The following is a 13,209-nucleotide window of genomic DNA, read 5'->3' on the forward strand; positions in this document are numbered from 1 at the left end:
TATATTTGTTATTCTGAGCAACAAAATAATGTTTCCAATTATAACAATATACAATGGTAACTGCAACTCTTTTTTTTCATAGCAACATTCGATTTCTCCGCGAAAGAAGAAAATTCAGTCAGGAAGATATCTCGGAAGTCCTTGATCTCTCCCGAAATAAACTTCAGGCTCTGGAATCCGGGAAAACAAAAAATCCTTCTGTCCAGGATCTGATAAAATTTTCTGAATACTTTAAGGTCAGTGTTGATACGTTGTTAAAAGTGGACCTGTCTACATTAGGAGAACTTAAATTAAAAGAACTTCAAGCCGGGAATGATGTATATATGACTGGAAGCCAAATCCGGATTCTGGCAATAACAGTAGATAAAGAAAACCTGGAAAACACGGAATATGTACCCGTAAAAGCCAAAGCCGGGTATCAGGCAGGTTACAATGATCCTCAATACCTTGCCGCGCTTCCACGTTTCTCTTTACCAAACTTACCGAAACAAGGTACTTTTCGAATGTTTCCAACTGTTGGTGATTCCATGCTTCCTATACCTGAGGGCAGTGATATTATAGCAGAATATGTGCAGGATTGGAAAAATCTTAAACCCGAAACTCCTTGTATTGTGATACTGAAAGGCAACCAGGATTTTGTTTTCAAGATGGTAACTGTACAAAATAATGGTCGTTTACTGTTGAAATCCCTTAATAGTCTGTATCAGCCTTTTGAAGTTAATAGTGAAGATGTGCTGGAAGTATGGAAATATTATAAACACCAGACAGACACATTACCTGAGCCCGAAACGGATTTACAACAAATAAAAAATCTGCTGGTTGCTTTTCATTCTGAGGTAAAGAAAAAATAATATCATGACTTTTTGCTTATTGTATTTAATTATTACAACCCAAACAGCACATGTGGTGTCTCCTTAAAAAGACTCATTATGAAACAGACCTTACTTTTAGTCATTATAATTTTTCTGTTTGCCGGTTGTGACAAAAACAAAATTGAATCCGATAGTAACTGTACTTACGCGGGCGTCACACTGACGCGCACTCATAACTTCGTCGACAATATTCCCGCGACAGTTGCTGCTGTAAAACATCTGAATCAGCCCGAAACCTACCAGATCATACCATCGGAAAATAATTCATGGGGAAGCTGTAATCTTCCTCAGGAATTTGCGAAAGACAGTTTAAAAGTTTTTGTCAGCGGCTATTTTTTGTCATTTCCAGGAATGGAGACAATGAACATCAGTCCCGTCCCTTTTGAGGTAACAGATATAAAACCAAGAGATTAATCCGCACTAATTTACCGGAAGCACCAAAAAATAAATGTCGAGTTAATGATAAAATAAATTTATCATTAACTCGACATTTATTTGACTCTTTAAAACAGCTTACATTAGAAACTGTAACGCAATCCTAACTGGAACTGGTATGGATTTCCGGATGGCGTCACGATACCGGCTGTGTTGACACGGTATACAAATCTCTGGTTGGCTTTGTCAAAACCGGCAACAGCAGGCGAGGTTGAAGTAGCAGGTATGCCCAGTGCATACAATGCCTGATTCCCCAACGATTCATTCGTTCCCCAGGTTTTCTTAAGCAAGTTAGCTACATTGAAAATATCAGCCGAGATTTCGATGCTCTGCGATCTGTAAATTCTAAATTTCTTGGTAGCACGTAAATCCCAAATTCCGTAGAAATCATTAATACCACCGTTTCTCTGAGCCATTTTGCCTGAATATTTATTGATATAATCTTTCACACTCTGGCTTGCATTCGGATTATCGATAATGGCTTGTAATCCCGTTCTAACATTTTCAGGAACGCCCGGATCATTTCTGTCGAAAACGAAGGCAAGGTCGTTGGTTCCTGAAACAAAGTCCGCGTTACTGTTAGCTCCCGACAATAAGGTATATCTCGTTCCGCCAATTCCGGAATAACGAACGCCGACATTGATACCGTAGAAAGACGGAAGTGATCCATAGAATACGATTTTATGACGGAAATGATTATCCGAATAGCTCATATTGCTCAGATTACGAGGATCATCTTTTACGGGCAACGACAAGGTAGCAGTATTGGCCACATTACCATTATAAGAAGCATTATCCTTAGTATCATTATAGGTATAACTCATCGTAATTTCTCCGTCCCTGAAATACTGATAGCTTGCATCGGCTACAAAAGCAAACTGATTTACTTTTCCTTCACTGTTCAATTCAAGAACACGGCCAAATTTCGAACTTTTACGTCCCTGTAACCAATCCCCCGCGCCATTTGCAGGCATTGAAGCCAATGGTACATAAACACCCCTGTTATCCTCATTAGCCAGTCTGAAAAAAGGATCGTCCACCATATTTCTGTCTACGTAGAAATAATTATTACGTCCCAAAGTCATATATCCTGCAATTCCCACTCTTAGCTTATCTGTAAAATAATGGCTATATGATGCATTAGCTTTGTACATAACCGGCACACGTGCGTCCTTCCCGTTGGTATTGATTGTCGGCAACTGAAAGGCATCAAGACTTGGAATGCTGCTATAATTTGAACGGTATGCATTGAAATCAGGAGTTGGAATATTTGGAGAACGCACGTCGACGGTCGCCAAATGTTTACCATCAAATGTTAGGTTATTGATCAGCACATAGTTGTTGATATCTGACGCAAAAACACCTCCTCCAACACGAACGATATCGGTATGTTTTTCATTCACGTCCCACGTAAACTGAAGACGCGGCTGAACAACAAATGATTTCAGACGATGATCCGTGCGAATCGCAAGTTCGTCGTAAAGTGTCTGGTTAAGCGGAGAGGTCGGATAATGTGCATAATCCAGACGAAGACCGGCAACCATATCAAGGCCCAATGCGAGTTTGGTTTTCATCTGGCCATAAATCCCTGCATTCAGAATATTTCCTTTTACCGACCAGTCATCCATCAAAGGTACTTCGCGATAATAACGGTACGGCTGCAAGGCATCAAATTTCTCCAAGGCTGTTTTTCCGGCCGCAGCATCTACGGTATAGTGAAAACGTCCGTTCACTTCACTTCCATAAGTCGAGTTAGAATTGGTATACATCAAATCAACACCAAATGTATATTCAACTTTGTCAGTGTTATAATACAAATTATCAACTAGTTGTAATACATTATTCGTAAAACCTTCCTGTGCAAACCGGTGTCCGCCCATTTGAATATTCGTTGACTTAGAGGTCCCGTCACTTAAAGTCGACACTACACCTTCAACGATCGCACGCGGAATATTCGCCGCAGGAAGCTGGTCTCCCGGGCTGCTTTTTTGGTGGGTATATAAATGCTGAACTTTTAACTCGTTGGTAACCTTTGAATTGATCGATGAACGCAGGGAAGCCAGAAGGCTGTTGTCAACGTTATAATCATTTCCGGTAGATTCATAAATATTGATCGACGTATTATCCTGAAGTCCGAGTTTATTTCTGTCACTTGTAAAGTTGTCGCGAACAGTTAAAAGGTTTTTCTTATTGATCTGCCAGTCGATACGTGCAAACACGGCATCCGAGCCGCGTTTTTTATCAAATGTACCATACTGAGGCGTATTGGCAACTCCGTATTTTTTACGTGCAATGTCAACAAAATTATCGAGCGTAGATTTAGTAATATTAAAACGGTTCTCGTCTGCCGGTGTCAACACATCCGCAATGACAAAAGGACGCGTATCCTGCTGATGATCCCAGGCTACAAAAAAGTGAAGCTTGTCTTTTATGATCGGACCGCCCAATGAAAACCCAAACTGGTTCGTTGAGAATGTAGTATTCAATTTGTTTCCTCTAATATCATACGGACTTGAAAGCCAATTGGCACGGCTGTAATTGAAAGCGCTGCCGCTAAATTTGTTCGTACCGGATTTCGTTACAGCACTTACCGTTCCACCACCGCTACGCCCATAGGTTACGTCATACTGGTTAGTCACAACCTGAAATTCCCGCACAGCTTCTATCGAAATTGAATAAGGAGCGCCACTTCTGCTCGTTGTTGATCCGGCAGAAGTAGGGTTTTTCGCATTCATACCATCAATGGTATAATTGGTTGAAGAACCCAGCTGTCCTGAAATATTTCCTCCTTTGCTCAATGGGGAAAGCTCCATAAGGGAAGTAAAATTACGCCCGTTAACAGGCAATCTTGTAATATCACGCGCCGAAATAGCTGTGGAAGCACCGATATTTTCAATTTTATTTTTCATACCTGAAGCTACAACCTGTACGACTTCGAGCGTCTGACCGGCTTCCATCATTTCGATTTTCACCTTGATTGCATCTCCCTGGTGAAGAAGATAGCCCGTTCGTTTTTGCTCACCGAAACCGACGTAACTTACAATAACGGTATAAGGACCTCCGAGTGGTAATTCTTTAAAGGCATATTCGCCTTTCGCGTTCGTAGAAGTCGCCGTTGAAAACCCCGTCGATTCGTTTTTAACCTGAACCGTCGCACCGGCAAGTTCAGCATTCTGATTGTCAGAAACTGTTCCTGAAATTGATGCCTGTGTTGTCTGCGCATTCGCTGTATAAAAACAACAAAAAGTACAACACAAAATCAGGATTGTAGAAAGTAAAAATCTTTTCTGCATGAGTTAATTATTAAATTAAAGCGCAAAAAAGGTCTTTCAATGTGTTCCTGTAATTAAGACAATATTAACTTATCATGAACTCAGCCAAATCAATACTTTATAGTATTTTAGTTATATGGAAATCGCTGGTCAAGGGTTAATATCTCAATTCTGGTTATTATCACCTACCCTCTTATTGGAAGGATACTGTGATTGACAAGATTAATAAATCTTAATAAAATCAGTTTTGCCATAGAACTGGAATTGAACTTTCCACACTAATACATTAATTTAAAACTGCATTTTTTTGATTTTCTAAGCATGAAATGCCACTTTATCGGTTTAATTGGCAAGGCGATTTTTCTATCCTGCTGTAAAATACCGCCCCGGTTCCGCTTACCATAACCATTGAAAGGTTATGACTGAAAATAAATCAATATTAAACTACTTCATAATTAAATTCTCAGCGGCCTTCCCTAGCAATGAACAATTTCCCTTTTGGAAGTTTTTCAACTGTATTTTTTCGAATTCCAAGATTTGTTTCCAACACATCTGCAGGATTGCCCGAAAGCCATTCACTTAAATCTATTGCTTCATAGGTACCATTATTAAAACCGATCAGAATTCGGCAAACCTGCGAGCCGGTGTTCTTGATATAATGACCAGCTCCCATGGGAACGTATCCAACATCGCCCGCATTAAAATTTTCTGTAACGGCCGAGCCCTCCGCTAAAAACACCGTCATTTCTGCTTGTCCCGACAAATAATATTGCCATTCGTCGGCATTGGGATGCCAATGCATTTCTCGTAATGCACCCGGCTGAAGTTCAAGAACCGATCCCGTCATAGTGGTACTAACCGGGAACTCCTTCTGAGAAACGACACGCTGCTTACCTCCCCCCGGTACAATCCGTGGTTGCTGGGCATGTAACGGATAACGGTGTTTTGTTATCAATTCCGGCGATCGACGAAGTGTTGAGATCGCAGAGCTACTGTCAGGAATTGAGCCGAAGGCAAAATAGGCTTCTTTCTTCGGCATTTCATCCACCTCATCTAATGTCAAGTTGAAGTTTTGGGCCACAATTTCTTTCGGCACATGCGCTATAAAATCCGTAATGCTGAAAGTATGATCTTCGGAAAAATTACCATTATCGAAAATCAGAATAAAATGACATTTCTCACTCCCCGTGGCCTGAATAGAATGTCCATATCCTTTTGGAAAATACCAAACATCACCAGTCTCAAAATTATCGATATAGCTGCTGCCATCCGGATGAATAATGGTAGTACGGCAACTACCTGTGATCACATAAGCCCACTCGGCAACATTGGCATGCCAGTGTAGTTCGCGCATGGCACCAGGAGCAAGACGCATCGATACGCCGGCCATTCCAATAGAAGATGGAAAATCAATAACCGAAGCTCCCCGGGTTATTCCGCCAGAGCCAGATCTTGGTATCTTCTTTTCAAGTTCATACTTAAATCTTAAATTTTGATTTTCCATAACCTTTGTATTATTGTTATTTAATTCGATTGGATAAAGCTAGAATAGAATGGCCGGTTCCGATTTTCATTTTCGGCGAATGGGCAAATACAGTCGGTGAATGCCAATCGTGTCATAATTGATATAGCAGAGGCTTTTACTTGCATAGGTCTTCTCCCGTTTTTCATCCAATCACTTTTCTTTCGATCAGCATTTTCAAAAAAACGAGCGCATTTTGCTTAAATGAAGGCGCACTCATTTTATTCTAATAGAAAATCACGTGAGGGTATATTTTCGACTACAACAACAGTAGATCCGGCTACTTTCCTTTGATCAACCGGATGCAATTTTGCATGATCAAAAAATAGAAAGACAAATGAAAATTACATTAACAGGTTCATTAGGACACATCGGAAAGCCGCTGACAGAACAGCTCGTACAAAAAGGGCACGCAGTCAACGTAATCAGCAGTAATCCGGAAAAGCAAAAAGACATAGCTTTATTAGGAGCAACTGCTGAAATAGGATCGATGCATGACGTAGATTTCCTAACAGCAAGTTTCAGAGGCGCAGACGTGGTTTATACAATGGTTCCACCAGCCGATTATTTCGACCAAAAACTTGATCTGCTGGCTCATTATCAAAAAATTGGCACTAATTATGCTGCCGCTATTCAACAATCCGGTGTAAAACGCATCATTAATCTTAGTACGATCGGAGGAGAAATGGAAAAAGGTTCCGGCATCTTAATTGGTGCTCACCGGGTTGAGGAAATTTTGAACGGCTTACCGGATATTAACATTACACATATACGTCCAACCTCTTTTTACTACAACCTGTATAGCTATGCGGATATGATAAAACAGGCAGGTCGTATTGAAACCAATTATGGGGATACAAAAATACCATGGGTCTCTCCGTTGGACATCGCCTCAGCAATCGCCGATGAGATAGCGTCCGCCTCCCAATATCGAAAAGTCCGTTATGTGGCCAGCGAAGAACTTACCGGACCAGAAACTGCCAAAATCTTAGGTGCTGTTTTAGGAAACCCTGACCTTCAATGGAAAGTCATTTCTGATGAGGATGCACTTAATGGATTGGAAGGAATCGGGATAAATCCAAAAATAGCTGCAGGCTTAGTTGAAATGTATGCTGCTTTACAAAGTGGTTTTTTGGCGCAGGATTACAACAGAAATAAGCCCGCTATCCTGGGCAAGACAAAATTGGAAGATTTTGCCAAAGAATTTGCGTTGGTTTTAAATAAATAGGTATCTTGAATAATGACAAACATGGAACCTCATCGGATCAAAACGATAGCAGAATGGCACCAGTTCAGATATTTACCAAAGCCTGAACATCCGCTGATCAGCGTTATCAATTTCGCAGATTTTAAGATGCTGCGCGAAAATGAGCCTAAAAGCATCGTAAATAATTTTTATTCTATTTCGCTCAAACGGAGTTTTCATGCCAAAATGAAATATGGGCAGCAGGAGTACGATTTTGATGAAGGTGTCATGTTTTTCATTTCTCCGGGTCAGGTTTTTTCAATCGAAGCTGATACAGCGATACAACACACAGGATGGTCTCTGCTCTTACATCCGGACTTTCTGTGGAACACGCCTTTGGCTCAGAAAATCAAACAATATGAATATTTCAGCTATGCAGTACACGAAGCGCTGCACCTGTCGGAAAAAGAAGAAGCAATGATTGCAGGAATAATGCAAAATATTGAACAGGAATATCATTCCAACATTGATAAATTCAGCCAGGACGTCATCATAGCTCAGCTAGAATTATTATTTACTTATTCAGAACGCTTCTACCAGCGCCAGTTTATTACCAGAAAAATCACCAACCATCAGGTATTGAACCGGCTGGAGAAAATTCTGACTGATTATTTTAATAATGATTCTTTATCAAAAAAAGGATTGCCTACGGTTCAGTTTATTGCCGATTCCTTAAATCTGTCACCCAGCTATCTTAGCGGATTGCTTAAAGTATTAACAGGACAAAGTACTCAACAGCATATCCACGACAAACTGATTGAAAAAGCAAAAGAACGTTTATCTGTGACATCACTAACCGTAAGTGAAATCGCCTATGAACTTGGCTTTGAGCATCCCCAGTCATTCAGTAAATTGTTTAAAACAAAGACTAATCTCTCCCCTCTGGAATTCAGGCAGTCTTTCAATTGATTATGAAAGACTTTTGTTTTCATCAAATCATGTGCAACATAGTTGCAAAATTGACACTATTTTTATTATTTGCATCATTGTTGCATTTGACAGCATTTAATAATTTATAATTTCAATTTACGGGAACGATGATCATGAATAAAAAGTTAGTATGGGCTTTATTGATTGGAATCAGCACTTTATTTACACAGTGCAAAGATTCGGAAAACCAATTAGTTCCTGACGACGAAAATGAACTTATTACTTCTGTAACCCTGAATTTCAAAGAATCTTCTACGGGAACAGTTTCTTCCTTTTCTTACAAAGATGCTGATGGCGAGGGCGGGAATGCACCAACAGAATTTGATACAATTGCTTTAAAAGCAAATACAGAATACATACTGACAGTACAGTTTCTGGATGAAAGTAAAACGCCGGCGCAGGACATAACTGACGAAATCAAGAAAGAATCTGACGATCACTTACTGATTTACACGCCATCACCTGCTGCATTGATGACATATACATACGGTGACAAGGATAAAAATAACTATCCTATCGGACTTACCGGAACGGCGAGGTCAGGTGCTTCCGGCCTGGGTAAATTGAAAGTTCAGCTTCGCCATCAGTCGGGGACAAAAAATGGCACGATCACGCCCGGCTCGGACGATGTTAATCTGGATTTTAATTTAAAAGTGCAGTAAAGTTCTTTATTCCAGATTATAGAGAAATGATTCCAGTCAACTATGATCTGAAATTTAATTTCTACACAGATGGCAAAAATAACGCTTTTCGAACAAAGTTTTTTACTCGTAACAGGCAGAATTGTCAAACTTGCCGCAGTGTATGAATCGAAAGACATTCCGGTCGCTGCGAGTATGAAAATAGAAGTATTGATAAAAGATGAGACCGATACCGACTTTCGGCCCCCAATCCATCTGACACATCCAAAATACTGGAAATTAAAAAGCCTGAATGAGACACGATCCAGGGAAATGCAAATTCAGTATAGTGGACTTAGCATCAGACAAGTAAGGCGTTTTTTCAGAGAATTATCCGCAAAAACAATGGAAGAAAATGGGATGACCTCAAACATCAATACGCATCAACTTCTGGCAGCATTCAGCAAATTTGCGGTGTGAGATATTCAGAGTAGTTTACCTCACCTGGAATAGCCAATGTAGAATAAGGTCTTCTGTTTTAAGACAGGCGGCGTTCCGGATCATGTCTAAAATAAATCCCTTCTGATCCGAAATAAAGTCTGTTAATTTTTATCCGAATAAGTCTGTAATAAAACCTGTTTTTGCTACTCTGTTAATTCATCTGCTCTTTTAACGTAGTAATACCTGCAAGCGAAATAATGTAAGCAAAAAAGTATTTAGTTCCCTTTGATGTATTACAAGTAACCTGTCAAAGTCAAAACTTACAGATCCGATTCTTTATTCTAACTAATCCGTTAAAAAACTTGCGCCATTTATGTCTTATTCGGCTAATGTATCTCTGATATTTTTAACAATTTAAAAGCCATGTTTCATTAAAATCAAAAATGGGATACCTGATCAGGTATCCCATTTTTAAAGTAAACTCTCCTTGGCTATCTATTTTTTTATCTCTTTAACAGCAACAACAGGAAATTCTCCATAAGGAGTTGAAACAGCTCCGCTTAATGAATCACCTTTTTGAGTCAGGGTATATTTAATCAACCCTCCATCGAAATTCGTTGCAAAAGTAACTTTCCCCTGGGCAATTGAAAGCTCCTGCATAGGTTGCTTATCCTGTCCCATAAATCCAACTGTTTTATTTTCTTTTTGCTCAAAAATCATATATCCCGATTCGTATTCAGGCGGAACATTGGAAATTGTATATTTCCAGGTGCCGATTATCTCGTCGGCGATTACTTTTTTTCTGGCCGCAATTGATAGTAAACCAACAGCCATAATCATCATAAGTAAATACTTTGTTCTCATCATTTGCAGGTAAAATTATTATGTTTCAGAAGCATTAATTGGTTGTGCCCAAATTTATACAAATTTAATTACCAAACAATTAATATTATATCAAAGTTAAATACCAAAATAGCCTAAGCAAGCTGAATTATTTCAACCGAAAATTTCTCTTGTTGAGCCGGTCGGAAGTAGTGATCCTGCCTTTATCCGAAACAATAATGCACTGATAATCCGGAAATTTTTTGATGATCTCCAAACCAGCACGTTCTCCCAAAACGATTAGTGCGGTACTGAAGCCGTTAGCAATTTCTGCTTCTGGCCCTATGACTGTTACGCTGGAGAGCCCCGTAGCCGGATAGCCGGTTAACGGATTTATAATGTGAGAAAATCGTTTACCCCCTATTTCAATGTATTTTTCATAATTCCCCGAAGTAACTACCGAAGCTTCTTTTATAGTAATAGTGCCCAATAATTTCCTTGTATCACGCGGGTCAGTAATCCCGATCTTCCAATCCTTTCCGTTGGGTTGCGTGCCCCAGGTACTCATATCGCCGGATGCATTCACTATACCCGCGTCAATGCCTCTTGCCCGCATAACATTCCGTCCCCTATCCGCAGCATAACCTTTTCCTATCGAACCAAATCCTATTTTCATTCCTTCCAGCTTCAAAAATATTGTCGAGTTCAGGCTATCCAGAATAATATTTTTATAACCTACCTTCGCGACAGATCGCTTAACGATTTCAGCAGATGGAATTTCCGTCATCGATCCGTCATATTTCCATACTTTTTCCATTGACCCGAAACTAATATCAAAAGTACCATTGGTCATTTCTGAAAGTCTTATTGCTCTTTTTGTTAGTTCAAAAAGCTCTGAATCTACTTTAACAGGCTGAATTCCTGCATTTCTGTTTATTGCTGATACCTGAGAAGTTTCTTTCCAATCGGAAATCAAATTTTCAATTCTGGTTATTTCCGCAATAACCGTGTCGATATTCGCTTCTGCAGAAAGTGTGTCATCGGCAACAATTGAAATGTCAAACCTACTGCCCATCAGTGTGGTTGTCCGCTTGCGTAACACCTGTGCATCGGCTGTAAAAAAAATGTGTGAGAAAATTAGTGCAAATAATATCGTGGTAATAAACTGACATTTCGTGCTAGTCATACAGCCAATCTTGAAATAATATTAATCTGAAAAACTATTTTTGAAGCAGTAAACTTGCAAAATAAGTCATTGCAATGATAATTATAACTTAATTTAATTCTTACCAGATATCTGCAATTGCTGATAAAATGAGTGGCTTATATCTACTGCCACGGCTATTATACATTAAACTTCACCGTTCATACTCACTCCAAGCTTTCGGAAATCACGCTATTACAGACATTTTCAAACCCAGAAAAAAATCAAACTATTCTACATCTGATTTTAAAGAACCAGGCAATGTTGTCATTCATAAAATCAATAGCTCAGGTTGAATTTCTGATCATCCGCCAGATTTCAACCGCATTATTTACTATTTCTTTCTAAAAAAAGAATCTAACGCCCTTAAGAAAGTAACCTTCCGGATGGTAAAATGTACATGGCGGTTAAACTTTTGTCCATTCTATACCGCGTTGCTGCATGCCAATTTTGCAATCAGTTAAGGGAGCCATAGCATGCCGCTTGATATGACTTGGATAAAATAATTCGTCTGCCCAACCGGTCCTGTGCCGGCTCCTGTTACTGTAAATCATAAATGTAAAATGAAAACAACACATCAGAACCGCACGTTAGGTGCATTCGAAAAGACATTTTGGCTGCTTGACCAGATCGACTCCAAAGATTTCGCACTTGCCGCAGACATCTCCGGAACCCAGCCCGTTGAAAAATGGAAAAATGCTATCAGCATAGCACAGAGACGCCATCCGAACCTGTCAGTAAAAATTGTAATGGATGAATTGTCTAGGCCCACGCTGCAGCACGTAGAGAACATCACCATTCCGCTTAGGGTGGTCGATATTCAGCAAGACGACTACCGATGGGAACAGGAAGTGGAAAAGGAGCTCTCCATTCGGTTTGATACAAAAGAAGGCCCGCTTCTACGGGTGGTGTTGGTTCAAAAACTCAGCAGCACTGTTCTGATTCTGGTGGCAAACCATTCGGTCGCAGATGGAACCTCGTTAAACTTTCTGGTACGGGATATATTATTGGCAGTTAACGGCAAACCGCTTGCTGAGTTGAATCCGCAGGTTTCCAATGACCAAACACTGGGTCTCTCAGAAGATCTTCCTGCCCAAACTGCTGAAACGGTTCCCGAATTAAAAATGAAGTCAGACATCGTCAAACCGTTGGTATCGTCCCTGCGCATTTCTGAAAACATTACCCGGAATATTACCGAAAGCGCCCGAAAAGAAAATACCACGGTGCATGGCGCGCTATGCGCCGCAGTGCTGTTAGCTTCCAGAAAAATGCGGGCGGAGTGGACCGAGGCCAGAATGGAACTTGTATCGCCAATTTGTACAAGGACAGCACTTGGTCTGGACGATAATTTTGGTCTTAATATCACCACACAATCCGTATTTTTTGAACAGCAGGAAATATCGTTCTGGGACCTGGCAAGACTTGCAAAAGCAGGCCTGGAAGGCACCGGTTCTGCAGAATATGTAACAGGTTATCTGTCCTTTTTTCGCGACATCGTCTTTGGCCATAATGATATCCAGCAGATGATCGATGTTTTAAAAACGGCATTTAATCATCACGTTATGGTAACCAACCTGGTTAAAGTAAAATACAATACCGATTTTGAATCTATGAAACTTAAAGCGCTGTATGGTCCGATGGTGCGGTCTGGAAAAGGACAAGAACAGACTATCGGTGCACTAACAACCAATGGTTCGCTTTGTCTGACTAACACAAGTGATACGCCAATCCCTGGCCTGCTTGCGGAAATGGAGAAAATCCTTCAAGATGCTTGTCAGACTAACTTGAGCATAGTCTCAGACACAGGCAGCGGTAGAAGCAGCTCGTGTTCACTGGCTTAAAAAT

At 40.2% G+C, this 13,209-nt stretch carries 11 protein-coding genes; 7 read left to right on the top strand and 4 right to left on the bottom strand.

What is annotated here, in order from left to right; genetic code table 11:
* Positions 1-53: 53 nt before the first annotated feature.
* Complete coding sequence (locus BMY70_RS04215) at positions 54-851, top strand: XRE family transcriptional regulator (RefSeq protein WP_090332263.1); 798 nt, start codon at positions 54-56, stop codon at positions 849-851.
* Positions 852-929: 78 nt separating this feature from the next.
* Entirely contained in the window at positions 930-1,286 is a 357-nt protein-coding gene (locus BMY70_RS04220) for a hypothetical protein (protein WP_090332266.1), read from the top strand.
* Between the two features lie 104 nt (positions 1,287-1,390).
* Here the strand turns inward: BMY70_RS04220 and BMY70_RS04225 are convergent, their stop codons facing one another.
* Together BMY70_RS04225 and BMY70_RS04230 are read right to left on the bottom strand one after the other, a co-directional pair.
* Positions 1,391-4,600, bottom strand: a complete 3,210-nt coding sequence (locus BMY70_RS04225; protein WP_090332269.1) for a TonB-dependent receptor — start codon at positions 4,598-4,600, stop codon at positions 1,391-1,393.
* A 442-nt stretch (positions 4,601-5,042) separates the two neighbouring features.
* On the bottom strand, positions 5,043-6,083 hold the full coding sequence (locus BMY70_RS04230) for a cupin domain-containing protein (RefSeq protein ID WP_090332272.1): 1,041 nt from the start codon (positions 6,081-6,083) through the stop codon (positions 5,043-5,045).
* 355 nt (positions 6,084-6,438) lie between these two features.
* Here BMY70_RS04230 and BMY70_RS04235 point away from each other — a divergent pair, with 355 nt between their 5' ends.
* From BMY70_RS04235 to BMY70_RS04250, 4 genes are all read left to right on the top strand, one after another.
* The gene (locus BMY70_RS04235; protein ID WP_090332274.1) at positions 6,439-7,329 is read left to right on the top strand and encodes an NmrA family NAD(P)-binding protein; all 891 of its coding nucleotides are present in this window, start codon (positions 6,439-6,441) and stop codon (positions 7,327-7,329) included.
* 12 nt (positions 7,330-7,341) lie between these two features.
* Positions 7,342-8,256, top strand: coding sequence for a helix-turn-helix domain-containing protein (locus BMY70_RS04240; protein WP_090332277.1), 915 nt, complete (start codon positions 7,342-7,344; stop codon positions 8,254-8,256).
* A gap of 134 nt (positions 8,257-8,390) precedes the next feature.
* Positions 8,391-8,939: a hypothetical protein gene (locus BMY70_RS04245; RefSeq protein WP_229209470.1), complete on the top strand. Its 549-nt coding sequence runs from the start codon at positions 8,391-8,393 to the stop codon at positions 8,937-8,939.
* A 69-nt stretch (positions 8,940-9,008) separates the two neighbouring features.
* A complete protein-coding gene (locus tag BMY70_RS04250) occupies positions 9,009-9,377 on the top strand; it encodes a hypothetical protein (RefSeq protein WP_090332283.1) in 369 nt (122 codons plus the stop codon).
* 456 nt (positions 9,378-9,833) lie between these two features.
* Here the strand turns inward: BMY70_RS04250 and BMY70_RS04255 are convergent, their stop codons facing one another.
* Positions 9,834-10,205, bottom strand: a complete 372-nt coding sequence (locus BMY70_RS04255; protein WP_229209471.1) for a hypothetical protein — start codon at positions 10,203-10,205, stop codon at positions 9,834-9,836.
* 124 nt (positions 10,206-10,329) lie between these two features.
* Positions 10,330-11,346, bottom strand: coding sequence for an FAD:protein FMN transferase (locus BMY70_RS04260; RefSeq protein ID WP_229209472.1), 1,017 nt, complete (start codon positions 11,344-11,346; stop codon positions 10,330-10,332).
* 581 nt (positions 11,347-11,927) lie between these two features.
* On the opposite strand from BMY70_RS04260, the gene BMY70_RS04265 reads away from it, so the two are divergent.
* Positions 11,928-13,205: a condensation domain-containing protein gene (locus BMY70_RS04265; RefSeq protein ID WP_090332287.1), complete on the top strand. Its 1,278-nt coding sequence runs from the start codon at positions 11,928-11,930 to the stop codon at positions 13,203-13,205.
* Positions 13,206-13,209: the final 4 nt, after the last annotated feature.

Origin of the sequence: Dyadobacter koreensis (assembly GCF_900108855.1) — a bacterium.
GTDB lineage: Bacteria > Bacteroidota > Bacteroidia > Cytophagales > Spirosomataceae > Dyadobacter > Dyadobacter koreensis.

What these genes read in the sequence shown, in the direction of transcription:
- BMY70_RS04215 (WP_090332263.1), top strand. Translation starts at nt 54, where the DNA reads ATGGTAACTGCAACTCTTTTTTTTCATAGCAACATTCGATTTCTCCGC.
- BMY70_RS04220 (WP_090332266.1), top strand. Translation starts at nt 930, where the DNA reads ATGAAACAGACCTTACTTTTAGTCATTATAATTTTTCTGTTTGCCGGT.
- BMY70_RS04240 (WP_090332277.1), top strand. Translation starts at nt 7,342, where the DNA reads ATGACAAACATGGAACCTCATCGGATCAAAACGATAGCAGAATGGCAC.
- BMY70_RS04265 (WP_090332287.1), top strand. Translation starts at nt 11,928, where the DNA reads ATGAAAACAACACATCAGAACCGCACGTTAGGTGCATTCGAAAAGACA.
- BMY70_RS04225 (WP_090332269.1), bottom strand. Translation starts at nt 4,600, where the DNA reads ATGCAGAAAAGATTTTTACTTTCTACAATCCTGATTTTGTGTTGTACT.
- BMY70_RS04260 (WP_229209472.1), bottom strand. Translation starts at nt 11,346, where the DNA reads ATGACTAGCACGAAATGTCAGTTTATTACCACGATATTATTTGCACTA.
- BMY70_RS04235 (WP_090332274.1), top strand. Translation starts at nt 6,439, where the DNA reads ATGAAAATTACATTAACAGGTTCATTAGGACACATCGGAAAGCCGCTG.
- BMY70_RS04230 (WP_090332272.1), bottom strand. Translation starts at nt 6,083, where the DNA reads ATGGAAAATCAAAATTTAAGATTTAAGTATGAACTTGAAAAGAAGATA.
- BMY70_RS04250 (WP_090332283.1), top strand. Translation starts at nt 9,009, where the DNA reads ATGGCAAAAATAACGCTTTTCGAACAAAGTTTTTTACTCGTAACAGGC.
- BMY70_RS04245 (WP_229209470.1), top strand. Translation starts at nt 8,391, where the DNA reads ATGAATAAAAAGTTAGTATGGGCTTTATTGATTGGAATCAGCACTTTA.
- BMY70_RS04255 (WP_229209471.1), bottom strand. Translation starts at nt 10,205, where the DNA reads ATGATGAGAACAAAGTATTTACTTATGATGATTATGGCTGTTGGTTTA.